Below are 23,975 nucleotides of genomic sequence, written 5' to 3'. Positions count from 1 at the left end.
TGTGGCTCTGCGGTCCGGAAGTCGTGGGAGAGGGGATCAGTGCGGCCATGACGGTGGAAGAACAGACTCCTGAAGTCGGCGCATGCCTTCCCGTCGAGGGCTTGAGTCTCCATCCCGCGACGGTGGAGCGCGTCGGTCCCGCAGAGCCGTCGGACCTCCCGTCACCCGGCTCGCAGGACGACCTCGTGTCCATCAGGAACATGGTGGTGCGGCTGAGGGCCGCCTACCCCTCGGTCGACGCGGTCACCGTCGAAGCGACGGTCAGGGCCACGTACGACGCGTTCCACCAGGCCAGGGTCAGAGCCTACGTGCCGGTCCTGGCCGAACGCCGGTCCCGGAGGGTGCTCCGTGCCGCCTGCCGCACCGCTCCCGGTCAGGCCATCGACGACAGGGCGGCCCCCTGACGCGCCGTGCTCACCCCGGACCAGCGAAGGACTGATAGGTGATGTCGGACGAGAGAGCCGAACGCATCGCGGATTTCATCGGGCCGCTACGGGTGAAACCGGGGTCGAAGGTGCGCCTGGAGCGGGACTTCGATCCTCGCTACAAGGCCGGTCTGAAGAAGCGGGAGGGGATCGAGCTGCTGCGGACCGGGGTGTCGTTGCTGGCCGAGTACCAGGAGCGGCTGGCCGCCCAGGACACGTACGGGGTACTGCTCTGTCTCCAGGCACTCGACGCCGGAGGCAAGGATGGGACGATCCGCCACGTGATGAGCGGCGTCAATCCCCAGGGCGTACGGGTCAGCAGCTTCAAGGTGCCCTCCGCCGAGGAACTCGACCACGACTATCTGTGGCGCTACGGCCGCCGGTTGCCCGCGCGCGGCGAGATCGCCATCTTCAATCGTTCGCACTACGAGGAGGTTCTCGTCGTACGAGTCCACCCCGAGACCCTTGCCCGGCAGAAGCTGCCGGAGAACGCGGGTGGGCAGGGCCTGTGGGACCGGCGCTACCGGGAGATCAACCACTGGGAGCGCTACCTCACGGACAACGGGTTCAAGGTGGTGAAGATCTTCCTGAACCTGTCCAAGGAGGAGCAGCGCACCCGCTTCCTGAAGCGGATCGACCTGCCGGAGAAGAACTGGAAGTTCTCCGCGGCCGACGTCCGGGAGCGGCGCCGGTGGGACGACTACCAGCACGCGTTCTCCGAAATGCTGTCGGCCACTAGTACGAAGTGGGCGCCGTGGTACGTCGTGCCGGCGGACCGGAAGTGGTTCGCGCGGCTCTGCGCGGGGGCGATCCTCGCGCACACCCTGATGGAGATCGATCCTCAGTACCCCGACGTGGGGGAAGAGGCGCGGAAGGACCTGCTCGTCACCAAACGGGACCTGGAGCGGGAGGCCCCTGCCGGGGCGCCGGCCGATCCGTACGCCGACCGGCATCCGTCGGCCACGCGGGCCAGTGGGCGCAGAGACCGGCCGAAGAAGAAGCAGCGCGGCTAGCCAGGACCTGTCGGAGCGGCGCGCGACCGGCTCGGACGCATCCGCGGCCACGGATCGGAGGCTGAACGATGACGGTGCGTTCGCGTTCCGTGGGAGAACCGCCTCGGGCTTCCGGGGACGACTGGTACACACGCGCTCCCGAGGAGGTCGTAGCGGCGTTCGGCGTCGATCCGGCGGTCGGTCTCTCCGCGGCACGGGCCGCGGAACTGCTGACCGCGCACGGCCCGAACGCGCTGCCCGAGGAGAAGCGGACTGAGGCCTGGCGCCGGTTCCTCCAGCAGTACCGCAGTTACATGCAGATCGTCCTCGTGGCCGCGGCGGTCGTCTCTCTGCTCATCGAGGAGTGGACCACCTCGATCCTGCTGATCGCCCTGACCCTGCTGAACGCGATCGTGGGCCTGCGTCAGGAGGGCAAGGCCGAGAGCGCGATGAACGCGATGCAGTCGATGACGAAGGCGACGGCTCGGGTGCGCAGGGACGGGACGGAGGCCGAGATCCCCGCCGAACAGCGGGCCCGCCGGTCGAGAGGCACCTGATGCGACGGAAGGCCGGCCAGTGACCACCCAGCACACCAGCCACGGGCCTTTCTCCCGGTTGCGGGCCGTTCCCGGGATCCGGGCGGTGTCGTCCTACCGGCGCGAGTGGCTGGTCAAGGACCTGGTCGCGGGAGTCGTCCTGACCACGCTGCTGGTGCCGCAGGGCATGGCGTACGCCGAGTTGGCGGGTCTGCCGACCATCACCGGCCTGTACACGACGGTCCTCTGCCTGCTCGGATACGCGGTGTGCGGGCCGTCCCGGATCCTGGTGCTGGGCCCGGATTCCTCGCTTGGGCCGATGATCGCCGCCACCGTGCTGCCCCTGGTGGCGGCCGGCGGGGATCCCGACCGAGCCGTCGCGCTGGCGTCGATGCTCGCGCTCATGGTGGCGGCCATCATGATCCTGGCCTCGGTGGCGAAGCTCGGCTTCATCGCCGATCTGATCTCCAAACCGACGATGATCGGCTACATGAACGGCCTGGCCCTGACCATTCTGATCGGTCAGCTGCCCAAGCTGCTCGGCTTCAAGGTCGAGGCGGACAACCTGATCGGCGACTGCGTCGGCTTCGTACAGAAACTCGCCGACGGCGCGGCGGTGCCGGCCGCCGCCGCGGTCGGCTGCTGCGGGATCGTCCTGATCCTGGTCCTGCAGCGTTTCCTGCCGAAGGTCCCCGCGGTGCTCGCGATGGTGGTCCTGGCGATCGCCGCGACCACCGTCTTCGACCTGGGCGAGCACGGCGTCAGCCTGGTCGGAGAACTGCCCAAGGGCTTCCCGCCGTTCACGATCCCCGACGTCCGGCTCGCCGACCTCGCACCGTTGTTCGGCGGTGCGCTGGGCATCGCCCTGGTGTCGTTGGCCGACACGATCTCCAACGCGTCGGCCTTCGCGGCCCGCACGGGGCAGGAGGTTCGCGGCAACCAGGAGATGGCGGGCGTCGGTGTCGCGAATCTGGCGGCCGGTCTCTTCCAGGGCTTCCCCGTCAGCACGAGCGGATCCCGTACGGCGGTGGCGGAACGCGCGGGGGCCAGAAGCCAGCTCACCGGGGTCGTCGGAGCGGCGCTCATCGTCCTCATGCTCGTGCTGGCTCCGGGCTTGTTCCGCAACCTCCCCCAGCCGGCCCTCGCCGCCGTGGTCATCACCGCGTCACTCTCCCTGGCCGACGTCCCGGGGGCGGTACGGCTGTGGCGGCAGCGCCGGACGGAGTTCCTGCTGTGCTTCGCGGCCTTCGCCGGCGTGGCCCTGCTCGGCGTACTGGCCGGGATCGCCATCGCCGTGGCCCTGTCCGTCCTCAACGTCTTCCGACGCGCGTGGTGGCCGTACGACACCCTGCTGGGGCGGGTGCAGGGCCTGGAGGGCTACCACGACGTCCGCTCCTACCCACAGGCCGGGCAGCTGCCGGGCCTGGTGATCTACCGTTTCGACGCCCCGCTCATCTTCGCCAACGCCAAGGCCTTCCGCGACGAGATCAGACGGCTGGCGGGCGCGGACCCGCGGCCGAGCTGGATCGTGATCGCGGCGGAGCCCATGACCGACGTGGACACCACCGCCGCCGACGTGCTGGAGGAACTGGACGAGGCGCTCAACGCGGACCACATCCACCTCGTGTTCGCCGAGCTCAAGGACCCCGTGCGGCGCAAGATCGAACGGTATGAGCTCACCCGCACCATCGACCCACGACACTTCTTCCCCACGGTGGAAGCCGCCGTGGCCGCCTTCCGTCTGCGCACCGGAGCGGAGTGGACGCCGCAGGCCACCGCCGAACAGCCCGGCCGGCCAGGCCCCGATGCCGTGACTCCTCCGCCCACCGACGAGCAGTGACCGCCCTCCGGGTGCGAGAAATCCGGTGGTCCCCCGGCCCAGGACAACAGACCCGGGCGTGGCCACACCCGTACCGCACGCCGTAGGTCCGCCGGACCGGCACCAGACGCTCGCTCAGGAGGCATCGCGTCCTGCCGCGACCCGCCCCATCGTCAGCGCCAGGCGCCGCACCCGGCGCCAGTCCATCGGCGGGGCGGCGCGCGGCACGCCGGGCCGGTGCCGGGGCACGCGCACGCGCAGAGCGCCGGCCGCGAGGCGACAGCGCACCGGGGTGGGCAACATCAGGGCCTCGCCGTCGACACCGACCGGAACGAGGGGAGTGTCGGCGTCGATGACGACCTCTCGGGCGGTGGCGGCGGTCAGCCCGCGGTCCTGCCCGCGCCGCAACAGGAGTTCCGTCGCCTCGGCGGCGTTGTCGACGCCGACACAGAGCACCCCCAACTCGCCGGAGTCCAGTCGCTCTCGGCGCCCCAGTCCCGCCGAGTCGCCCCTCTTATAGGGATTGTTGCTCACCAGTACGGCCTGGGGACCGTCCATGGTCAGCGAACCGGCACGGACACTCAGCCGCGCGCCGCTGTGGTGAGTCAGCAGATCCGGCAGCATCTCCAGGATGGTGCGGGCCTTGTCGTCGCGATAGGCGGGACTCTGCACGACTTCCGCGTACACGCCGAACGAGGCGTTGTTGATGAAGACCTGCCCGGCGCTCACGTCCGCAGGCCCTCCCGCATCGACGTAGCCGAGGTCTATGCGCAGTTCGACGCCGTCGGTCAGCGCTTCCAGACATCTGGAGGGATCCTGCCGGTCCAGGCCCAGATCCATGGCGAAGTGGTTGCGGGTGCCGGCGCTGATCACCATGAAGGGAACGTCGTGGTCCGCGGCCACACGGGCGACCGAGGCCTGCGTACCGTCACCACCCGCGACGCCGAGCAGGTCGGCTCCACGCTGCACGGCTCGCCGCGCCAGCTCGGCCACATCCTGCCGGTGGGCCGGATCCAGCACGACGACCTCGGCGCCAAGAGCTCTGGCTCGCTCCACCAGGTGGAACTTCTCGACCTTTCCGCCGCCTGAGAGCGGATTCATGATCAGGAACGGTCGCTCGGCCCGGTCGGCGGTGCGCTCCGGCATGCCGGGCGAGGTGTCTTCGACCAGTGCGGCCCTGCCTGCGGAAACGGCCAGCGCCCAGAGACCGAGCGAGACCAGCACGACCCACAGCAGCCCGGCAGCCGTGTACAGAAGCAGGACACCGAGCGGCGCGGCGACCACCAGCAGCGCGGCCAGCACCCTGATCCAGCCGGTGTGGGTGAGCATCCACCACACGCCGACCGCCGTGAGCGCCAGTCCTGCCCACCCCACCCCCATGAGCACGAGGCTTCCGAGCCCGGCGAAGACCACCAGGACCAGGAGCGCCGCCGCGCCCGCCGTCAGGGCCAGACGCGCGGTCCAGCGCCTGCTCATGGGACAACCTCCCGCCGCTCCACCGGCTGCCGGGCAGGAATCCCGGGCACTGCGTACCGGGCGAGCCGGCTCACTGTGGACAGGAACGTCCGCAGGGATCTACTTCAGGGTACGAGCGGTGACCCTGCGCGGCATGTCCACAGTGACGCGGATGGCACTACCAGCCAGGCCCTTTGGACAGTCGCCCCGGAGGAAAGCCCGGCGGTCCTGGGCGCCCTGCTCACCACCAGGGCCGTCGACGCCCTGCCCGGCCACCTCGCGGACGCCGGGGTCGGCCCCGCGGCACGGGAGCGCGTGGTGGCGGCCGTGGACTCGGGCGGACTGGGCGCGGTCGCGCAGCTGGACCTGGGTGCCGATACCGAGCGCGTGCTGGGCGCCCTGGGTGACGCCTTCCTCGACGGCATGCGCCTGTGCCTGGTCGTGGCGGCGGCGCTCACGCTCCTGGCGGTCCTGGTCTCAGCGGTCCTGCTCCGCCAGCCACGGCACGCTCCCTCCGCTCCGGCAGCGGCTTCCACCGCCGTCGGGCACGGGCCCCCGGCCAGCCTGGATGCGGCACACAGCGAGGCCCGGCTGCCGTCCGGACCGGGGCGTGGCTGTCGGCTGTCCAGCCCTCTACGCGGCGGCTCTCTCCCACTCCGCCGCGTAGAGGGTGTTGCGCATCAGCATCGCGATCGTCATCGGGCCGACGCCGCCGGGTACGGGGGTGATGCAGCCGGCGATGCCTTCGAGTTCGGCCGCGCGGACGTCGCCGGTGAGGCCTGCTTCCGTTCGGTGCATGCCCACGTCGATGACGGCGGCGCCGGGTTTGATGTGCTCGGGGCCGATGAGTCCACGTACTCCGGTGGCGGCCACGACGATGTCGGCCGGCCGGGTCACGGCCGCGAGGTCGGTGGTGAACTCGTGGGCCACGGTGACGGTCGCACCGCGCCGCAGCAGCAGCTGTGCCAGGGGACGTCCGACCAGTTCGCCCCAGCCGACCACGGCCGCCCGCGCTCCCTCGATGGGGATGCCCTCCGCGTCCAGGAGTTCGATGACGCCGAGGGGTGTGCACGGGCGCAGTCCGTGCACACCGCGGGCGAGCAGTCCTGCGCTGGCCGTGGTCAGACCGTCCACGTCCTTGGTGACGGGGATACGGTCGATCAGCGCGGGCGCGTCGAGCCGGCCGGGCAGCGGCAATTGCAGCAGGATGCCCGAGACGGCCGGGTCGGCCGCCAACTCGTCGATCACCGCAGCGACTTCCTCCTGTGCGGCCCGCGCCGGCAGAGCGCGGTGGAAGTCGCGCATCCCCGCTTCCCGGATGGCACGCCGTTTGGCGGCGACGTACACCGCGCTCGCCGGGTCGTCGCCGACGAGGATGGTGGCGAGGCCCGGCACCCGCCCCGAGGCACCGGCCGCCGCGACGTCCTCGGCGACCTTCGACCGGATCTGCTGGGCGAGCTTTCTGCCGTCGATTCGTGTGGTCATGGTGCTGAATCCGTCTCTTGCGTGGAGGAGCCGGGCGAGCCGAGGACCGCGATCCCGCACCGGGCGGTTTCCCTGTCGATGGAACGGGTCCTCGCTACGCGAAGACGATGGTGTGGTTGCCGTTGCGGATGACCCGGTCCTCGGCGTGCCAGAGCACGGCGCGGGAGAGCACGGCACGTTCGACGTCCGCGCCGCGCCGCTGAAGGTCGGCGGCGGTGTCGGCATGGCTGACGCGTACGACGTCCTGCTCGATGATCGGGCCCTCGTCGAGGTTCTCGGTGACGTAGTGGGCTGTGGCGCCCACCAGTTTCACGCCGCGTTCCTTGGCCTTGGCGTAGGGCCCGGCGCCGATGAAGGCGGGCAGGAAGGAGTGGTGGATGTTGATGACGGGGACGCCGAGGTCCTCGATGAAGCCGGTGGAGAGGATCTGCATGTAGCGGGCCAGGACGACGAAGTCCACGTTGCCCTTCAGCAGCCGCAGGTGTTCCGCCTCGGCCGCCGACTTGTCCGGGCCCTGGCAGGGCACATGGAAGAAGGGGATGCCGAAGCCGCGTACCTCCTCGGCCGTGTCCGGGTGGTTGGAGATCACCATGGAGATGCTGACGGGCAGTTGACCGCGCCGGTGGCGCCACAGCAGGTCCAGCAGACAGTGGTCGGACTTCGACGCGAAGACCGCCACGCGCTGGGGCACCGACAGGTCGCGCAGCGTGCAGGTCAGCCCGTAGCCGTCGGCCAGACGCCTGCGCAGGTCCTCCTCGATGGCGGGAAGGACCGCGGGAAGGTTGTCGAGGCTGAAGACGGTGCGCTGGAAGAACGCGCCGCCCTGCGGATTGTCGGAGTACTGGTCGAGGGAGACGATGTTCGCTCCGTGTCCGCCGAGCACCGAGGCGACGGCGGCGACGATGCCGGTGCGGTCCTCTCCCTGGACGATCAGCGATGCCTGCTGGCCGTGGCGCCGGCGCGGCTCGGGGCGTGCGGGGGCCTCGTGGGTGAGCGTCATGTCAGGCTCCCTTCCTGAACCGGGCAACCCACTCCGAGGTGGTCCTGAGCCCGCCGAACGTGTAGAAGTGCAGCTTCACCTCGCCGTGCCGCCCCGGGTCGTAGTGGGCGGCCAGGGTGTGGAGGAACCGGTCGGGACCGGCCGTGCCGATGAGGTTGGTCAGGGAGAAGCCGTACTTCTTGGCGATGGCGGCGCTGGTCCCGACGCCGAAGCGCGTGGCGTACGTCATCAGTCGGCGCACGCCGGCCGGGCCGGGGACGCCGATCCTGATGGGCAGGCCGATGCCCCGTCGGCGTACGTCCTCGATCCAGGCGAGGACGGGGTCGGCGTCGAAGCCGAACTGAGTGATGACGCTGCCGCTCAACTCCCCCTCTGCCAGGTCCGTGTGCTTGTCCTCCAGGGCCGACCACAGCGCCCGGTCCGGGATGGCGGGGTGGCCCTCGGGGTAACCGCTGATGCCGACATGGCGCACCCCGTACTCCTGAAGCAGCCCGGTGCGGATGACGGACAACGCGTCCTCGTACGGGCCCTCGGGGCGGACGGGGTCGCCACCGACGACGAAGACGTTCTCCCCGGTGCCGTCGGCCCGCAGACCGGCGAGGAACTTCTCGAGGTCCGCCTGCGAGGCGAGACGGCGGGCGGACAGATGCGGTACGGGGACGAAGCCGAGCCGCTTGACCGCGCGGGCGGCATCCAGGCGCATCGGCAGGTCCTCGTTGCCGAGGAAGGTGACGTTGACGCGTGTGCCCTGGGGGATGGTGTCGCTGGCTTCCTGGAGTTTCGGGACGTCCTTGCCCGTCATCTCCAGGGAGAAGTCCTCCAACAGCGATGTGCCCACCGCTGCCGGGACCGTGGAACCGGGGTTCATCGTGCTCCTCTTCGACGTCTTGTTCTGCGGTGCGCCACAGACGGGGGGCACCGTGCCGGCCGTCACGAGCGGGCAGCCGTACGATGCGGGCGCCCGGGCTCGTGACGGGGCCGCGGTGGCGGGGGGCGGGTGTGCGCCGGGTCCGGAGGCCGTCGGCCGGACGGCCGGAGCGGGCGCCGCCGGGCGGCGCACCGTGATCCGGCCGCTGTGCCCTCGTCCGGCCGCTGTGTTCTCGTCCGGCGCTATGTCCTCGTCCTCGCGCCTGACGCATCCATGGCGGACCGGGCGCGGCGGCCGGGCGGATGGGTCAGGCGTTGCGGCGGTACAGGGTGCGCGCGTGCTGGTTGAACGGCGCGGGCCGCACGGTGGCGCGGATGCGCGGTAGTCCGAGGTCGGCCTCGGGGGCGGTACCGGGGCCGGGGTGCTCGCCCCACACCACCCATACCTCGGTGCCGGGTTCGGCGTACGCGGTGTCGATCAGCGTCAGCGACAGGACGGTGCCCACCGGGTCGATCGACGCGGTCTGCATGGTCATGCCTACCAGGCCGGTCACGTTCTCCACGCGGTGCCGGGCGTAGGTGAGCACGAAGCCCGGGTCCTGGCCCCGGCCGATGAGTTCGCGCACGTCGTCGGCGTCGAAGACCAGGGTGACCTTCGTGCGGCGGACGGCCTCCTTCGCCTTCACCAGGGCGTCCCGGCCCAGGAAATCGTGGCGGAAGGAGATCATCTTGCCGTATCCGAGCTCGTACGGAGAGGCGTAGTAGTCCTCGATGTCCTCCGAGAAGTAGCTGCCGTTCAGCGGGCGTTGGCCCTCTATGCCGAACAGGGCGAGCTGCTCACGGTATTCCCGCAGGTCGGGGTCGCTGTAGATGCCGGGCACCGGCGAGGGTATCCAGCCGCTCTCCACGCTCGGCGTGGTGTAGGCCAGGGCGCCGACCTGGACCAGGCCGAACGGCTCGCCGGCCTTGAGGAACGCCTCGTGGACGTAGGCGGCGTGCTCCCATGGGCCGATGAACTCGAAGCCGGCCTGGCCCGCCATGCCGTGCCGCAGGGCACGGAAGTGGCGGCCGTCCAGGGCGACCGGGGCGGAGTGGAAGAACTTCGTCTCCGGCAGCGGCCCGCCGAAGGCCCGCTCCACCACGTCTTTGGCCAGTGGGCCCTGGATCTGGTAGCGGAACAGCTTCGGGTCGCCGCCGCCCTGCCGGAAGGCGGAGGACGCGTCGGTGGCGAACGCGACGTCGTAGCCGCCCTTCTCCGCGTGGTACTGGACCCAGTGCTGTGCGGCGGGGATCCCGCTGAGGAGGTACTTGTTCTCGGCCTCGCGGGCGAGAATGCCGTCGGTGACGATGTTGCCGTCCTTCGTCACCGGGACATACTGCTTGGCCTGCCCGAGGGCGAAGTTCTCGAAGTTGTTGACGCCGTGGTCGGCGAGCAGACGGGTGGCGTCCGGGCCCTCGATCCACATGTCGAACATGTGGTGCGAGAGGTTGAGGAGGGCGACGCCCTCGTGCCACGCGGCCTGCTCCTGACGCCAGCCGGCGTACTCGCGCTCGACCACCTCGGGAGTCCACGGCGCGGCGCCCGGCTTCCACAGCAGCTTGATGGGCGATCCGGCCTTGTCGATGCCGTCCTGAAGACTGGGGACTGCCATGCGGCTCCTTCTCATCATCGTCCGCCCGACGATGAACTAAATCGATCTAGTGAACCTAGTGAGCGGCGAGGAACTGGCGGGGAATCTCTCCGCTCCACGGCTCGACTCGGCTCGGTGGGGCAGACATTTGACATGCGGCTAAATCGATCTAGTCGGAAGCTAGCAGAGGGGTTCCGGCATTGGCGAGCATCATGCGGCGCACTCATTGCTTGCGCCGGGTGAGCCCTGCGCGGCGGGAGGACGCGCACCGGGACGGGAGGAGCAGGCGAACGCCCACGGCTTCCGCATCGTGCGGCTGCCGGTGCCCGGCGATCACACGGCCCGCCGTGTGATCGCCGCTGACTAGACTGAACCAGCGGCACGGTGCGGAAACGTGACGCGTCACAGCGGATCGGGGCAGGGTGATGGGCGGTTCCGGAAGAGTCACGCTGAACGACGTCGCCGCCGCCAGCGGAGTGTCGCGCGCCACCGTCAGCTTCGTCCTCAACAACGCCCCGAACCAGACGATCTCGGCAGCCACCCGCGAGCGCGTACAGCAGGCCGCCAGCGACCTCGGCTACGTGCCCCACGGGGTCGCCCGGGCGCTGCGCGAAGGAGCCTCCCGCGTCGTCGTCCTCAACATCGACTGGGGTCTGGAGGGCAACTACTCCCGCAGCTATGTCCGGGGCCTCGACGACGAACTGGCCGCCCACGACCACGTCCTCCTCGTCCGCCACGGACACCACACCCCCCAGGCGACCCAGCAGGTCCTCGACACGATCGCCCCCCGCGCCGTCCTCCGGTTCGGCGAGCCCTACCTGACCGGCCACGAACTGGACGACCGCGGCGGCGGCTGGCGGGACGGCCTCGCCGCCCACGCCGCCCTGCAGATCCGCCACCTCGCCGAGCACGGCCACACCCGCATGGCGCTGGCCCTGCCGGACAGCGGCACCCCGCTGGCCGAGGCACGGCTGCGGTTCGCCGGCCAGACCGCGGCAGCGCTGGGCCTGGCTCCCCTCGCCTCGTTCGTCGTCCCCCGGCCGAGGAGCGCGGGCACCAGGGCCGTACGGGAGTTCCGGGCCGCCCACCCGGGCGTCACGGCCATCGCCGGCTTCAACGACGACGTCGCCCTGCGCACCCTGACCACGCTGCACGACCTCGGCCTCAGCGTCCCCGGCGACGTCGCCGTCATCGGTTACGACGACACCGAGTACGGCGAACTCGTCACCCCGGCTCTCACCACCGTCCACATCGACGCCGAGGCCCACGGCCGGCTCGCCGCCCGCACCGCCCTCGGCCTCGGCACCGGCGGTCTGGTACCCGTACCGGCCCGGATCATCGTGCGCGACTCGGTCTGACCACGGGCGGCGCGCCGAACGCGTCCCGCGCGCACAGCTGCCGGCCGATCATGGCAGCGGGCGCCGTTCGGGATCATCCCTCCAGGGAGCCAGGACGCCGTCCCCCTGGCGAGGGACGGCGCCGTCCACGGCAAGGGGGAGCCTGATGGTGAAGGCCGTAGAGCCCGGCCGGCTGGTCAGTTCGACGGTGCCGCCGTGCGCCCGGACCAGGGAGCGCACGACCGCCAGGCCCAGGCCGCTGCCGCCGCGGTCGCGGCTGCGGGCCTTGTCGACGCGGTAGAAGCGGTCGAAGACCCGTTCCTGGTCGGCGGCCGGAACGCCCGGTCCCGAGTCGGCGACCCGTACGACCGCCGTGCCGGACGAGACGGACACCTCCACGCACACCTTCGTGCCGGCCGGGGTGTGCACGGCGGCGTTGGTGAGCAGGTTGTCCAGCACCTGCCGGATGCGCAGGGGGTCCAGCCTGAGCCGCACCGGGTCGGCGCCGACCGTGGCCGTCAGCCGATGCCCGGGGTGGCCCGCGCGGAAGGCGTCCGCCGCCTCCCGGGTCAGCTCCGCGAGGTCGGCGTCCTCCAGCCGCAGCGGGGTCTCCACCTCGGCGGCGTCCAGGCGGGCGAGCAGCAGCAGGTCGTCGAGGAGTACGCCCATTCTGGCGGCCTCGGCGCGCAGTCGGGCCAGGTGCTTCTCGCGTTCCCCGGGCGCGTTGGCCGCCGCGTACTGGAAGAGGTCCGCGTAGCCGCGTACGGACATCAGGGGGGTGCGCAGCTCGTGCGAGGCGTCGGCGACGAAGCGGCGCAGCCGCTGTTCGGCCTCGGTGCGGACGGCGAGGGCGTCGTCGATGTGTTCCAGCATGGTGTTGAACGCGGTGCGCAGCTCCTCGACCTCGGGTCCGCCCTTCCCGCCGCCGGCGCGCACCGGAAGCCGTGCCGAGCCGGTCAGGTTGTGCGAGGTGATGCCGCGGGCCGTGTGCGCCATGTCGCTGAACGGCTTCAGGCCGCGCCGCAGCACCGCCCGGCCGACCACGACGAGCGCCAGCAGCGCGAGCGCGAAGGTGACGACCTGGACCGTGATCAGCTGCCGCATGGTGCCTTGCAGGTCCGCCACGGGCGCCGCCGTGACCAGCACCACCCCGGGTTCGACCTCGCAGGCGCGCAGCTTGTACGTGCCCTCCCCCGCGATGTTCGCGGTGCGCAGGATGTGTTCGGAGCCCGCGGGCGGCAGCGCCTCGGCGGCGGCCGTGAGTGCGGCGGTGTCCGCCGGTACGTCGGCGGGCTTGCGGAGCACGGCCGTGTCGCCCGAGACGTCGTACACGGCGGTGAACCAGCCGTAGTACGGCCGGCGCTGCACGGTGCCGTGGGCCGCGGCGTCCTTGGACTGGGTGACCTGGACGAGCTTCATCTGCTCGCCGAGCTGGCGGTCCAGGTAGTCGCGCATGTACGTCGTCAGCGCCGTGCCGACGACGGCGAACACCACGAGGGTCAGCACGCCCATGCCGAGGGCCAGCCGGGTGCCCAGGCGCGTCCGGCGGTAGGTCCCCCACAGGCGGCCGGCCGCAGCACGTATCCCGGACCCGGTCGCTCGGCTCGTCACTCGGCGACCTGCCGCACCACGTATCCGACGCCCCGCACGGTGTGGATGAGCGCGGCGCCGCTGTCATCGGTGCCGTCGAGTTTGCGGCGCAGCCGGCTGACGACCAGCTCCACGACATTGGAGCGGCCGCCGAAGCCGTACTCCCAGACATGGTCGAGGATCTGCGCCTTGGTCAGCACGGTGGGCGACTTGCGCATGAGGTAGCGCAGCACCTCGTACTCGGTGGGGGTGAGCGTGAGCAGCCGGTCGCCGCGCCGGACCTCGCGGGTGTCCTCGTCCATAGTCAGGTCCGCCACCCGGAGCACGGACCGCTGGAAACCGGGGCCCGCGCTGCGGCGCAGCACGGTCCGCAGCCGCGCCATGAGTTCCTCCACGGCGAACGGTTTGACCAGGTAGTCGTCGCCGCCCCGGGTGAGGCCCGCGACCCGGTCGGCGACGCCGTCCCGCGCGGTGAGGAACACGACCGGCACCATGGTCCCGGACTGGCGCAGCCGGTCCAGGACGGCGAATCCGTCGAGGCCGGGCAGCATCAGGTCGAGCACCACGATGTCGGGGTGGAAGTCGGCGGCCCGCCGCAGCGCGTCCTCGCCGGAGTACGCGGTGACCGCCTCCCAGCCCTCGTAACGGGCGACCGTCGCGACGAGGTCGGCGATGGGAGGGTCGTCGTCCACGACCAGAAGGCGCACTTTTTCCACCTGCTCATAGTGCTTCACGTGTCTCCCGGCGCCATAGCCGCGGGCCTTCGTGATCCACATCGATAAAGAGTTGAAAGTCGTCCGACAGGAAAACGACAGCTCCGGGCGGGCAGGCTCGGTCTCCCCACACCCGAACGAGGAGCTGCCCTCCGTGACCACTGTCGAACGTGTCCAGCCGCCTCCCACGGCGGTGCGCCCGAAGGTGGTGGCCCGCGCCGGCCTGTACGCCCTGCTGGTCGCGAACGCGGGTGTGGTGACCGTCTTCTTCGTCCAGGCCGGGTTCGCTTCGAACGCCCTGATCGTGCTGGGCCGGCTGGCGGGACTGTACGCCGCGCTCCTCATGGCCTTCCAGCTGCTGCTGGTGGCCCGGCTGCCCTGGCTCGACCACCGGATCGGCATGGACCGGCTGACCTCCTGGCACCGCTGGGTCGGCTTCGGGCTGCTGTGGACGCTGCTGTCGCACGCGGTGTTCATCACCTTCGGCTACGCGCAGTCGTCGTCGATGGGGCCCGTGGACGAGCTGGTCGAGCTGGCCGAGACCGTCGAGGGTGTGCTGCGCGCGATCGTCGCACTGCTGCTGATCCTGGTGGTCGGCGCGGTGTCGGCCCGCTGGGCCCGGCGCCGCCTCGCGTACGAGACCTGGCACTTCATCCACCTCTACACCTACGTGGCGGTGGTGCTGGCGTTCACGCACCAGGTCGCGGCCGGTACGACCTTCACCACGTCGCCCGCCGCCACCGCGTACTGGTGGACCCTGTGGGGCGTCGCGCTCGGCGCGGTCTGCCTGGGCCGGCTGGTGCTGCCGCTGTGGCGGAACCTGCGGCACCAGCTGCGCGTCTCGGCCGTCGTACCTGAGTCGGACAACGTGGTGTCGGTCTACATCACGGGGCGGGACCTGGACCGGCTGCCCGCGCGGGCCGGCCAGTTCTTCCTGTGGCGGTTCCTCACCAAGGACCGCTGGTGGCAGGCCAATCCGTTCTCCCTGTCGGCCGCGCCGGACGGCCGGACGCTGCGGCTGACCGCGAAGACGGCCGGCGACGGCACCGCGGCCCTGCGGCATCTGAAGGTGGGCACGCGGGTCTTCGCCGAGGGCCCCTACGGCGCCTTCACCACCCTGCACCGGACCCGCTCCGAGACCCTGCTGATCGCCGGCGGCGTCGGCATCACTCCGATCCGGGCCCTGCTGGAGGATCTGCACGACCACGTGGTGCTCATCTACCGGGTGGCCACCGACCAGGACGCGGTGCTCTACGACGAGTTGCGGGAGCTCGCGCACGCCAAGGGCGCCGAGCTGCACCTGGTGACCGGACCGGCCACGCCGGACAAGCTGGCGCCGCGCGAGCTCGCCCGGCTCGTGCCCGACGTCGCCGAACGGGATGTCTTCGTGTGCGGGCCGCCCGCCATGACGAGTGCGGTGCTGCGCACCCTGCGCGACCTGGGCGTGCCCAGGCCGCAGATCCACTTCGAGCGCTTCAGCCTGGCGGGATGAGAGGGACACCGTGAAACGAGCACTGCCTGTCGTCGTCCTGTCCATCGCGGGCCTGGTCCCGCTGTGGCGCTACGCACCGTCGCAGGACACCACGTCCACCACCACGGAGGTGGCCGAGCCCGCCCCGAGCCCGTCGGCGACCTCTTCGTCGTCTTCGTCATCCGCGCCGTCCTCATCGTCATCGTCCTCGCCCGCCGCCTCGCAGGTCGTCCAGGGCAGCACCGTCAACACCTCGAAGGGCGTCGTGCAGGTCGAGGTGACCTTCGACGGCGACAAGATCAGTTCGGTGCGGATGCTCCAGCAGCCGAACCACCCGCAGACCACGGCGGCCGTGCCCAAGCTCATCCAGGAGACGCTCCAGGCGCAGAGCGCCGACATCGACGCGGTGTCCGGCGCCACCATCACCAGCGAGGGATACGTCCAGTCTCTCCAGGCCGCCCTCGACGCGAAGGGTTCCTGAGGTGCGCCGCGTCGAGCACGTCATGGGGTTCCCGGTCTCGGTGCGGATCGACGACGCGTACGCCGACGACGAGACCGCGGACCCGGTGTTCGCGTGGCTGCACGAGGTGGACGCGCGGTTCAACCCCTTCCGCGCGGACAGTGAGGTGTCCCGGCTGGACCGGGGCGAGCTGAGGCCTGATGAGCTCAGCCGTGATCTGGCCGACGTGCTCGGCCTGTGCGAGGAGTACCGGGTCGCGACCGGTGGCGCGTTCCAGGTGCGGCTGCCCGGCCGCGGACTGGATCCCTGCGCGATGGTGAAGGGCTGGTCGGTGCAGCGGGCCGCGGACCTGCTGACGGGCGCGGGGGCACGGCGGTTCTGCCTGAACGCCGGTGGCGACGTGGTCGCCGCCGGCGGTCCCTGGCGGGTGGGCGTACGTCATCCCGAACACGCCGACCAGCTGTGCACGGTGCTGGAGATCACCGACGGCGCGGTGGCGACCTCCGCGCGGTACGAGCGGGGCGACCACATCCTCGACGGGCGCACCGGCCGTCCGGCGACCGAGCTGCTGAGCGTCACCGTCGTGGCCGCCTCGCTGACCGAGGCGGACGCGACGGCGACGGCGGCCTTCGCGATGGGCGCGGAGGGCATCGAGTGGGCCGCCGCGCGCAAGGGCTGCGAGGTGTTCGCGGTCGACGCCGAGCGCCGGGTCTTCCGCACGGCGGGGCTCCCTGTGGCGAGTTGAGCCCCGAGTGCCCTGAGGGCAACCGGAATCGAAACGTGTCAGAAGCGTTGACGTGTCCTTGCCGGAAACCTATCTTCTGGTCGAACCTCCGTACAGCGTACGAGATTTCGAACAGCTGAGGCCGTCAAAGGGGACTTGCCGTGTTCCGCACCCGCCATTGGTTCGTCCTGGGCGCAGCGCTGCTGGCTCTGCTCGCGTCGTTCGTCAGCCAGCCCGCGTCCGCGGCCGCCGGGCAGCCGTATACCAACCCCATCAAGTCCCAGAAGGGCGCCGACCCCTGGCTGGAGTACTACAACGGCAACTACTACCTGGTGACGACCTCGTTCACCAACGAGCTGACCATGCGCAAGTCGCCGACGCTCGCCGGGCTCAGCACCGCCCCCAGCGTCCAGATCTGGTCGGACACCACCTCCGGCCGCAACGCGAACTTCTGGGCGCCGGAGATCCACTTCTTCAACGGCCACTGGTACCTGTACTACTCGGGCGCGCAGAGCGGAGCCGCCTGCTGCGACACCCAGCGCACACACGTCCTGGAGAGCTCGGGCTCCGACCCGATGGGCCCCTACACGTACAAGAACAGCCTCACCGGCTCCAACCTGGACCCGGGCGGCTGGCTGATCGACGCCAGCGTGCTCCAGTACAACAGCAAGCTGTACCTGGTGGGCAGCGGCTCCGTCGGCGGCAGCAAGCAGAGCCTGGTCATCGCGCCGATGAGCAACCCGTACACGCTGAGCAGTTCCGCCTTCACCGTCATCTCCAGCCCCACGCTGAGCTGGGAGACCTCCGGCGCCCCGGTCAACGAGGGGCCCGAGCCGCTGTATCACGACGGCAGGACGTTCCTCACCTTCTCCGCCAGCTACTGCCAGACCGCGGACTACAAGCTCGGCCAGCTCGAACTGACTGGCAGCGACCCGCTGTTGGCCGCGTCCTGGACGAAGAAGCAGACCCCGGTCTTCGAGCGCAATGACGCGGCCGGTGTCTACGGGCCCGGCCACAACGGGTTCTTCACCTCGCCGGACGGCACCGAGAACTGGATCGTCTACCACGCCAACAGCTCGTCGAGCGGCGGCTGCGGAAACGGTCGTACGACCCGGGCGCAGAAGTTCACCTGGAACGCCGACGGCACCCCGGACTTCGGCACCCCGGTGGCGACCGGCACCTCCCTCGCGGGCCCGTCCGGCGAGACGGCGACGACCCCGACGGCGTACACGATCGTCAACCGCAACAGCGGCAAGTGCCTGGACGTCGACGGCGGCAACACCGCGGACGGCACCAACATCTTCCAGTGGACGTGCAGCGGCGGGGCCAACCAGAAGTGGCGGATCGAGGACCAGGGCAACGACACCAGCCGGCTGGTGAATGTCGCCACCGGCAAGGTCGTGGACACCGCCGACTGCTCCACCGCCGACGGCGCCGACATCCGGCAGTGGTCGTGGCTGAACAACAACTGCCAGAAGTTCCGGCTCATTTACACCGGCGGCGACTACGTGCGGATCGTCAACGCGAACAGCGGCAAGGTCGCCGACGTCGCCAACTGCGGGACGGGCGACGGCATCGACGTACGCCAGTGGACCTGGCTGAACAACACCTGCCAGCAGTGGCGGCTCCAGCCCACCACCGCCTGACCGTCACCGTCACCGCCACCGCCACCGCCACCCCCACAGGAGTACGACCATGAGCCGTCCCAGCCGCCGAGTGGTGCTGACGGGCCTCGCCACCCTGGCCCTCTCCACCACCGTCACCCCCGCCCACGCCGCCGCCCCGGCCTCCCCCGCGGCGACCTTCACCAACCCGGTCGCCGAACAGCGGGCCGACCCGCACATCTTCAAGCACACCGACGGCTACTACTACTTCACGGCGACCGTGCCCGCGTACGACAAGATCGTGCTGCGCCGGGCCACCACCCTCCAGGGCCTGTCCACCGCCCCCGAGACCACGATCTGGACCAAGCACGCCAGCGGGGTGATGGGCGCGCACATCTGGGCGCCGGAGATCCACTTCATCGACGGCAAGTGGTACGTCTACTTCGCCGCCGGGTCGACCAGCGATGTGTGGGCGATCCGGATGTACGTCCTGGAGAGCGACGCCGCGAACCCGCTGACCGGCACCTGGACGGAGAAGGGGCAGATCGCCACCCCGGTGTCGTCCTTCTCGCTGGACGCCACCACCTTCGCCGTGAACGGCGTCCGCTACCTCGCCTGGGCGCAGCGCAATCCGTCCGAGGAGAACAACACCAGCCTGTTCATCGCCAAGCTGGCCAACCCCTGGACGATCAGCGGCACTCCGGTCGAGATCTCCCAGCCCACGCTGTCGTGGGAGACCATCGGCTACAAGGTCAACGAGGGGCCGTCGGTGATCCAGCACGGCGGCAAGGTCTTCCTGACCTATTCGGCCAGCGCCACCGACGCCAACTACTGCATGGGCATGCTGACCGCGTCCGCCTCCGCGGATCTGCTGAACGCCGCCTCCTGGACCAAGGGCTCCCAGCCGGTGTTCCAGAGCAACGCCGCGACCTCGCAGTACGGGCCCGGCCACAACTCGTTCACGGTCTCCGAGGACGGCAAGTCGGACATCCTCGTCTACCACGACCGCAGCTACAAGGACATCAGCGGCGATCCACTGAACGACCCCAACCGCCGTACCCGCGTGCAGAAGATCTACTGGAACGCGGACGGCACGCCCAACTTCGGCATCCCGGTCGCCGACGGCGTCTCGCCGGTCCGCTTCTCCTCGTACAACTTCCCGGACCGCTACATCCGCCACTGGGACTACCGCGCCAAGATCGAGCCGAACGTCACCAACCTCGCCGACTCGCAGTTCCGCGTGGTGACCGGGCTCGCGGGCACCGGGACCGTCTCCCTCGAATCGGCCAACTACCCCGGCTACTACCTCCGCCAGAAGAACTACGAGGTCTGGGTGGAGAAGGACGACGGCACCGCCGCCTTCAAGAGCGACGCGAGCTTCTACCAGCGGGCGGGCCTCGCCGACTCGGCCTCGGGTCTCTCCTTCGAGTGGTACGGCAGCGCCGGCCGCTATCTCCGGCACTACAACTACCTGCTCTACACGCAGCCCGCCGACACGACGCTCGCCAAGGCGGATGCCACGTTCTACGCCGAGTAGCTCGCCCCGCCCTCCGCTCGCCCCGCCCCCCCCATTACCGTCTTCGTAGCCCCGCAACGGGGTTACCGGCCTTCGGAGTTGGCATGACTACCTCCCCTTGTCGAGTGCATGGCCTGGGGGGTGGTGTCACCAGCTCCGGAGGCACTGACAGACCACTGATTAGGGGCATGACCACCGACTTCTTCGCAGGTCGGGAGGCTCTTCGTAATGTGGATGTGGCGATCAGTGCCGTGGCAGGCCGGGCGAGTACGACCGGAGGACACACGACGTGATCGACACCGGCGACATCGACGTCTACCTCGGCCTGGACGTCGGCAAGGACGAACACCACGCCACCGCCCTCACCCCGGGCGGGAAGAAGACCTTCGACCGCAGACTGCCCAACAGCGAGCCCAAACTCCGCGAGGTCTTCGCCAAGCTGCAGGCCAAGCACGGCACCGTCCTCGTCATCGTCGACCAGGTCGCCTCCATCGGCGCCCTGCCGCTGGCCGTCGCCCGCGACCTTGGCTGCCACGTCGCCTACCTGCCCGGCCTGACCATGCGGCGGATCGCCGACCTCTACCCCGGCGAGGCCAAGACCGACGCGAAGGACGCGTTCATCATCGCCGACGCCGCCCGGGCGATGCCGCACACGCTGCGGTCGGTCGACCTCGACGACGAGACGATCGCCGAACTGTCAATGATCGTGGGGTTCGACGACGACCTCGCCGCCGAGGCAACCCGCCTGTCCAACCGGCTGCGGGGCCTGTTCACGCAGATCCACCCGCATCTGGAACGGGTCCTGGGCCCGCGCATGCAGCACCCGGCCGTCCTCAGGCTGCTGGACCAGTTCGGCTCGCCCGCCCAGATCCGCAAGGCCGGACGCCGGCGGCTCATCACCCTGATCCGGCCGAAGGCACCCCGCATGGCCGAGCGGCTGATCGACGACGTCTTCACCGCGCTCGACGAGCAGACCGTAGTCGTTCCGGGCACGGATGCGGCGGCGCTGATCGTCCCCAGCCTCGCTTCCTCGCTCCAGGCAGTGCTCGACCAGCGCAAACTGCTGGCCCACCGGATCGAGGAACTCCTGGAGGCCCACCCTCTTTCGAAGGTCCTGATGTCCATGCCCGGCATCGGCATCAGGACCGGCGCCCGCATCCTCATCGATGTCGGCGACGGCACCGCGTTCCCGTCCGCCGCCCATCTCGCCGCCTACGCCGGCCTTGCCCCGGCGACCCGGAGCTCCGGATCCTCCATCCGCGGCGAACAGCCTTCGCGGAGAGGAAACAAGCAGCTCAAACGGGCCTTCTTCCTCTCCGCGTTCGCCGCGCTGGCCGATCCCGCCTCGCGCACCTACTACGACAAGAAGATCGCCCAGGGCAAGCACCACACCCAGGCCATCCTCTGCCTCGCCCGACGCCGAGCCGACGTGCTCTTCGCCATGCTCCGCGACGGCACCTTCTACCAGCCACCAACCCCGATCACCCCTTGACCAAAGTCATAGGGGCACCCCCCCACGAGACGAGGAACGCCCCCATGACACCGCCCCTCTCCCGACGCACGCTGCTGCGCACCGCGATCATCGTCGCGGCGGCACCGGGTGCCGCGTCGACCGCCACCGGCCGGGCGGCCGCCGTCACCCTCCCGGCCCCGGCCGCCTGGGCCCTCCGCCCGTTCCCCTTGAGTGAAGTGGCGCTCGGTCAGGGCCTGTTCGCCACCAAGCGGGCCATGATGCTGGACCACGGGCGTGGCTACGACGTGGACCGGCTGCTCCAGGTCTTCCGCGCCAACGCCGGTCTCTCGACCCGCGGCGCGGTCGCCCCCGGTGGCTGGGAGGGCCTGGACGGCGAGGCCAACGGCAACCTTCGCGGGCATTACACCGGCCACTTCATGACCATGCTCGCGCAGGCGTACGGCAGCACGGGTGAGCAGGCGTACGCCGACAGGATCGCCTCCATGGTCGGCGCGCTGACCGAGGTGCGGGAGGCGCTGCGGCACGATCCGGCGGTGCTGAGTGTCACGGGCAGGTTCGGGACGGGCGCGGAGAACGTCCGGGGCTCGTACCAGTACGTCGACCTGTCGGCGGCGGTGCTCGGCGGGGCCTCGGCGATCACCCTGTCGGCCTGGGTGAAGCCCACCCACGACGCCGGCTGGGCCCGGGTCTTCGACTTCGGCGACGACACCACCCGCTATCTCTACCTCGCCGCCCGCAACGCGAGCGGCGTCCCGCGCTTCGCCATCACGACCGGCGGGCCCGGCGGCGAGCAGGGCCTCAACGGCAGCGCCGCGCTGCCGTTGAACGAGTGGAGCCATCTGGCGGTGACGATCGCGGGCGGCACCGGCACCCTCTACGTCAACGGCACGGCCGTGGACCGGAACACGGCGATGAGCCTCACCCCGGCGGCCCTGGGCACCCTGAAGAACAACTGGCTCGGCCGCTCGAACTACTCCACCGACCCGGTGTTCGCGGGGGCGTTCGACGAGTTCAACGCCTGGTCGCGGGCGCTGACCGCCGCCGAGATCACGGCGCTGCAGAGCAGCCGGGCCGCCGACGCGTCCACGGGCGGCGGCGACCTGGTCTCGTACGGCTTCGACGAGACCAGCGGCGGGACCTTCGCGGACGCGTCCGGGCGCGGACTGGACGCCACGCTGCGCCGCACCTGGGGCGGGCCGAGCCATCCCGGATTCCTCGCGGCGTACCCGGAGACGCAGTTCATCCTGCTGGAGTCGATGACGAGCGGCGACTACACCAAGGTGTGGGCGCCGTACTACACCGCGCACAAGATCCTGCGCGGGCTGCTGGACGCGTATCTGTACACCGACGACGCGCGGGCGCTCGACCTCGCGTCCGGGATGTGCGACTGGATGTACTCCCGGCTGTCCCCGTTGCCCGACGCCACCCTGCAACGGATGTGGGGCATCTTCTCCAGCGGCGAGTTCGGCGGCATCGTCGAGGCGATCTGCGATCTGCACGCTCTCACCGGCAAGGCCGAACACCTCGCGCTGGCCCGGCTGTTCGACCTCGACAAGCTCATCGACGCCTGCGCCGCGGGCGACGACACGCTCGACGGACTGCACGCCAACCAGCACATCCCCATCTTCACCGGGTTGCTGCGGCTGTACGACGCGACGGGCGAGCAGCGGTACCTGAGCGCCGCGCGGAACTTCTGGGACATGGTCGTACCCGTACGGATGTACGGGATCGGCGGCACCAGCACCGGCGAGTTCTGGAAGACCCGTGGGGTGATCGCGGGGACGGTCAGTGCCACCAACGCGGAGAGCTGCTGTGCGTACAACCTGCTCAAGCTCAGCCGGATGCTCTTCTTCCACACGCAGGACGCGAAGTACATGGACTACTACGAGCGGGCGCTGTACAACCAGGTGCTCGGCTCGAAGCAGGACAAGGCGGACGCGGAGAAGCCGCTCGTCACCTACTTCATCGGGCTGACGCCCGGCCATGTCCGCGACTACACGCCCAAGCAGGGGACGACCTGCTGCGAGGGCACGGGGATGGAGAGCGCCACCAAGTACCAGGACTCGGTGTACTTCAAGGCGGCGGACGGGAGCGCGCTGTACGTCAATCTGTACAGCCCGACCACGCTGACCTGGGCCGAGAAGGGCGTCACCGTCATGCAGACCACCGACTACCCCCGGGAGCAGGGGTCCACGATCACCCTCGGGGGCGCCAGCGCGGCCTTCGAGCTGCGGCTGCGGGTGCCGTCGTGGGCGACCGGATTCCGGGTGACGGTCAATGGCAGGGCGGTGAGCGGGACTCCGGTCGCGGGCAGCTACTTCGCCGTCTCGCGGACCTGGTGCGCCGGTGACACCGTCCGGGTCACGGTGTCGTTCCGGCTGCGGGTGGAGAAGGCCCTCGACGACCCGTCCGTGCAGGCCCTGTTCCACGGACCGGTCAACCTGGTCGCCCGTGACACGAGCACGAGTTGTCTGCCGTTCGGGCTCTACCGCAACGCGGCGCTCTCCGGCGATCTGCTGCCCACGCTCACCCCCGTGACCGGCAAGCCGCTCCACTACACGCTGGACGGCACGGAGTTCGCGCCCTTCTTCGAAGGGACCGAGGACCCCACGCACGCCTACTTCCGGCGGGCCGAGCCTCGGGTGGTCTTCGGCGGCACCGACTCCGGTGTCGCCAATCCGGCCAAGGCGGACGGCACCACTCTGCTCGACGAGATCTGGGCGGCGGCTCCGTTCAGCGGCAAGGGCGCGCTGGTCTCGCGGGTGCGGAGCACGGTGGACGCGTGGGTGTCGGCGGGGCTGCTCGGCGCGAGCGACGGGCAGAAGGTGACGGATACGGCACGGAACGCCTCGTACGCGCCCTGAGGGCTCGGGGAG

At 70.4% G+C, this 23,975-nt stretch carries 19 protein-coding genes and 1 pseudogene; 13 read left to right on the top strand and 7 right to left on the bottom strand.

Annotated features, from left to right (window positions below; translation table 11 throughout):
- Nucleotides 1-101 precede the first annotated feature (101 nt).
- From AB5J50_RS39250 to AB5J50_RS39235, 4 genes are all read left to right on the top strand, one after another.
- Nucleotides 102-404 (top strand): three-helix bundle dimerization domain-containing protein, encoded by a 303-nt coding sequence (locus AB5J50_RS39250; RefSeq protein WP_369263433.1) that lies wholly within the window; start codon nucleotides 102-104, stop codon nucleotides 402-404.
- Nucleotides 405-445: 41 nt separating this feature from the next.
- On the top strand, nucleotides 446-1,438 hold the full coding sequence (locus AB5J50_RS39245) for a polyphosphate kinase 2 family protein (RefSeq protein ID WP_369263432.1): 993 nt from the start codon (nucleotides 446-448) through the stop codon (nucleotides 1,436-1,438).
- 89 nt (nucleotides 1,439-1,527) lie between these two features.
- The gene (locus tag AB5J50_RS39240; RefSeq protein WP_369263431.1) at nucleotides 1,528-1,974 is read left to right on the top strand and encodes a cation-transporting P-type ATPase; all 447 of its coding nucleotides are present in this window, start codon (nucleotides 1,528-1,530) and stop codon (nucleotides 1,972-1,974) included.
- Nucleotides 1,975-1,993: 19 nt separating this feature from the next.
- Nucleotides 1,994-3,793, top strand: coding sequence for a SulP family inorganic anion transporter (locus AB5J50_RS39235; protein WP_369263430.1), 1,800 nt, complete (start codon nucleotides 1,994-1,996; stop codon nucleotides 3,791-3,793).
- A 114-nt stretch (nucleotides 3,794-3,907) separates the two neighbouring features.
- Here AB5J50_RS39235 and AB5J50_RS39230 read toward each other — a convergent pair whose 3' ends face one another.
- Entirely contained in the window at nucleotides 3,908-5,248 is a 1,341-nt protein-coding gene (locus AB5J50_RS39230) for a diacylglycerol kinase family protein (protein WP_369263429.1), read from the bottom strand.
- Nucleotides 5,249-5,446: 198 nt separating this feature from the next.
- On the opposite strand from AB5J50_RS39230, the pseudogene AB5J50_RS39225 reads away from it, so the two are divergent.
- Nucleotides 5,447-5,731: pseudogene (locus AB5J50_RS39225) on the top strand (hypothetical protein); the annotation flags it as partial.
- A gap of 129 nt (nucleotides 5,732-5,860) precedes the next feature.
- Here the strand turns inward: AB5J50_RS39225 and AB5J50_RS39220 are convergent.
- The 4 genes from AB5J50_RS39220 to AB5J50_RS39205 all read right to left on the bottom strand — a co-directional run bounded on the left by AB5J50_RS39220 (nucleotide 5,861) and on the right by AB5J50_RS39205 (nucleotide 10,231).
- Nucleotides 5,861-6,712, bottom strand: a complete 852-nt coding sequence (locus AB5J50_RS39220) for a bifunctional 5,10-methylenetetrahydrofolate dehydrogenase/5,10-methenyltetrahydrofolate cyclohydrolase (RefSeq protein ID WP_369263428.1) — start codon at nucleotides 6,710-6,712, stop codon at nucleotides 5,861-5,863.
- 94 nt (nucleotides 6,713-6,806) lie between these two features.
- Nucleotides 6,807-7,712 carry a formyltetrahydrofolate deformylase gene (gene purU / locus AB5J50_RS39215; protein ID WP_369263427.1) on the bottom strand — a complete coding sequence of 302 codons (906 nt, stop codon included), beginning with the start codon at nucleotides 7,710-7,712 and terminating at the stop codon, nucleotides 6,807-6,809.
- A gap of 1 nt (nucleotide 7,713) precedes the next feature.
- A complete protein-coding gene (locus AB5J50_RS39210; RefSeq protein WP_369263426.1) occupies nucleotides 7,714-8,580 on the bottom strand; it encodes a methylenetetrahydrofolate reductase in 867 nt (288 codons plus the stop codon).
- A 307-nt stretch (nucleotides 8,581-8,887) separates the two neighbouring features.
- Entirely contained in the window at nucleotides 8,888-10,231 is a 1,344-nt protein-coding gene (locus AB5J50_RS39205; protein WP_369263425.1) for an aminomethyl transferase family protein, read from the bottom strand.
- A 404-nt stretch (nucleotides 10,232-10,635) separates the two neighbouring features.
- On the opposite strand from AB5J50_RS39205, the gene AB5J50_RS39200 reads away from it, so the two are divergent.
- Nucleotides 10,636-11,568 carry a LacI family DNA-binding transcriptional regulator gene (locus tag AB5J50_RS39200; RefSeq protein ID WP_369263424.1) on the top strand — a complete coding sequence of 311 codons (933 nt, stop codon included), beginning with the start codon at nucleotides 10,636-10,638 and terminating at the stop codon, nucleotides 11,566-11,568.
- A gap of 48 nt (nucleotides 11,569-11,616) precedes the next feature.
- Here the strand turns inward: AB5J50_RS39200 and AB5J50_RS39195 are convergent, their stop codons facing one another.
- Complete coding sequence (locus AB5J50_RS39195; RefSeq protein ID WP_369263423.1) at nucleotides 11,617-13,158, bottom strand: ATP-binding protein; 1,542 nt, start codon at nucleotides 13,156-13,158, stop codon at nucleotides 11,617-11,619.
- Nucleotides 13,155-13,913, bottom strand: a complete 759-nt coding sequence (locus AB5J50_RS39190) for a response regulator transcription factor (RefSeq protein ID WP_369263422.1) — start codon at nucleotides 13,911-13,913, stop codon at nucleotides 13,155-13,157. The genes AB5J50_RS39195 and AB5J50_RS39190 overlap by 4 nt, the downstream gene beginning before the upstream one ends.
- Nucleotides 13,914-14,004: 91 nt before the next feature.
- Between AB5J50_RS39190 and AB5J50_RS39185 the strand changes: the two genes are divergently transcribed.
- From AB5J50_RS39185 to AB5J50_RS39155, 7 genes are all read left to right on the top strand, one after another.
- Nucleotides 14,005-15,342: a ferric reductase-like transmembrane domain-containing protein gene (locus AB5J50_RS39185; RefSeq protein WP_369263421.1), complete on the top strand. Its 1,338-nt coding sequence runs from the start codon at nucleotides 14,005-14,007 to the stop codon at nucleotides 15,340-15,342.
- A 10-nt stretch (nucleotides 15,343-15,352) separates the two neighbouring features.
- Nucleotides 15,353-15,802, top strand: a complete 450-nt coding sequence (locus AB5J50_RS39180) for an FMN-binding protein (RefSeq protein ID WP_369263420.1) — start codon at nucleotides 15,353-15,355, stop codon at nucleotides 15,800-15,802.
- A gap of 1 nt (nucleotide 15,803) precedes the next feature.
- Nucleotides 15,804-16,526, top strand: a complete 723-nt coding sequence (locus AB5J50_RS39175) for an FAD:protein FMN transferase (protein ID WP_369263419.1) — start codon at nucleotides 15,804-15,806, stop codon at nucleotides 16,524-16,526.
- Nucleotides 16,527-16,666: 140 nt separating this feature from the next.
- Nucleotides 16,667-18,151 carry a family 43 glycosylhydrolase gene (locus AB5J50_RS39170; protein ID WP_369263418.1) on the top strand — a complete coding sequence of 495 codons (1,485 nt, stop codon included), beginning with the start codon at nucleotides 16,667-16,669 and terminating at the stop codon, nucleotides 18,149-18,151.
- 49 nt (nucleotides 18,152-18,200) lie between these two features.
- A complete protein-coding gene (locus tag AB5J50_RS39165; protein ID WP_369263417.1) occupies nucleotides 18,201-19,646 on the top strand; it encodes a family 43 glycosylhydrolase in 1,446 nt (481 codons plus the stop codon).
- A 271-nt stretch (nucleotides 19,647-19,917) separates the two neighbouring features.
- Nucleotides 19,918-21,117: an IS110 family transposase gene (locus tag AB5J50_RS39160; RefSeq protein ID WP_369265635.1), complete on the top strand. Its 1,200-nt coding sequence runs from the start codon at nucleotides 19,918-19,920 to the stop codon at nucleotides 21,115-21,117.
- Between the two features lie 44 nt (nucleotides 21,118-21,161).
- Nucleotides 21,162-23,963: a beta-L-arabinofuranosidase domain-containing protein gene (locus AB5J50_RS39155; protein ID WP_369263416.1), complete on the top strand. Its 2,802-nt coding sequence runs from the start codon at nucleotides 21,162-21,164 to the stop codon at nucleotides 23,961-23,963.
- Nucleotides 23,964-23,975: the final 12 nt, after the last annotated feature.

This window comes from Streptomyces sp. R35 (assembly GCF_041053035.1).
In the GTDB taxonomy this organism is placed as follows: Bacteria; Actinomycetota; Actinomycetes; order Streptomycetales; family Streptomycetaceae; genus Streptomyces; species Streptomyces lutosisoli.
Note: the sequence above shows the minus strand (reverse complement) of the source record. Positions and strands in the feature narration are given on the sequence as shown.

Bases quoted from the DNA above. Each gene is read 5' to 3' on its own strand.
- AB5J50_RS39200 (WP_369263424.1), top strand. From the start codon at position 10,636: ATGGGCGGTTCCGGAAGAGTCACGCTGAACGACGTCGCCGCCGCCAGC.
- AB5J50_RS39165 (WP_369263417.1), top strand. From the start codon at position 18,201: ATGAGCCGTCCCAGCCGCCGAGTGGTGCTGACGGGCCTCGCCACCCTG.
- AB5J50_RS39155 (WP_369263416.1), top strand. From the start codon at position 21,162: ATGACACCGCCCCTCTCCCGACGCACGCTGCTGCGCACCGCGATCATC.
- purU (WP_369263427.1), bottom strand. From the start codon at position 7,712: ATGACGCTCACCCACGAGGCCCCCGCACGCCCCGAGCCGCGCCGGCGC.
- AB5J50_RS39205 (WP_369263425.1), bottom strand. From the start codon at position 10,231: ATGGCAGTCCCCAGTCTTCAGGACGGCATCGACAAGGCCGGATCGCCC.
- AB5J50_RS39190 (WP_369263422.1), bottom strand. From the start codon at position 13,913: ATGTGGATCACGAAGGCCCGCGGCTATGGCGCCGGGAGACACGTGAAG.
- AB5J50_RS39230 (WP_369263429.1), bottom strand. From the start codon at position 5,248: ATGAGCAGGCGCTGGACCGCGCGTCTGGCCCTGACGGCGGGCGCGGCG.
- AB5J50_RS39245 (WP_369263432.1), top strand. From the start codon at position 446: ATGTCGGACGAGAGAGCCGAACGCATCGCGGATTTCATCGGGCCGCTA.
- AB5J50_RS39210 (WP_369263426.1), bottom strand. From the start codon at position 8,580: ATGAACCCCGGTTCCACGGTCCCGGCAGCGGTGGGCACATCGCTGTTG.
- AB5J50_RS39220 (WP_369263428.1), bottom strand. From the start codon at position 6,712: ATGACCACACGAATCGACGGCAGAAAGCTCGCCCAGCAGATCCGGTCG.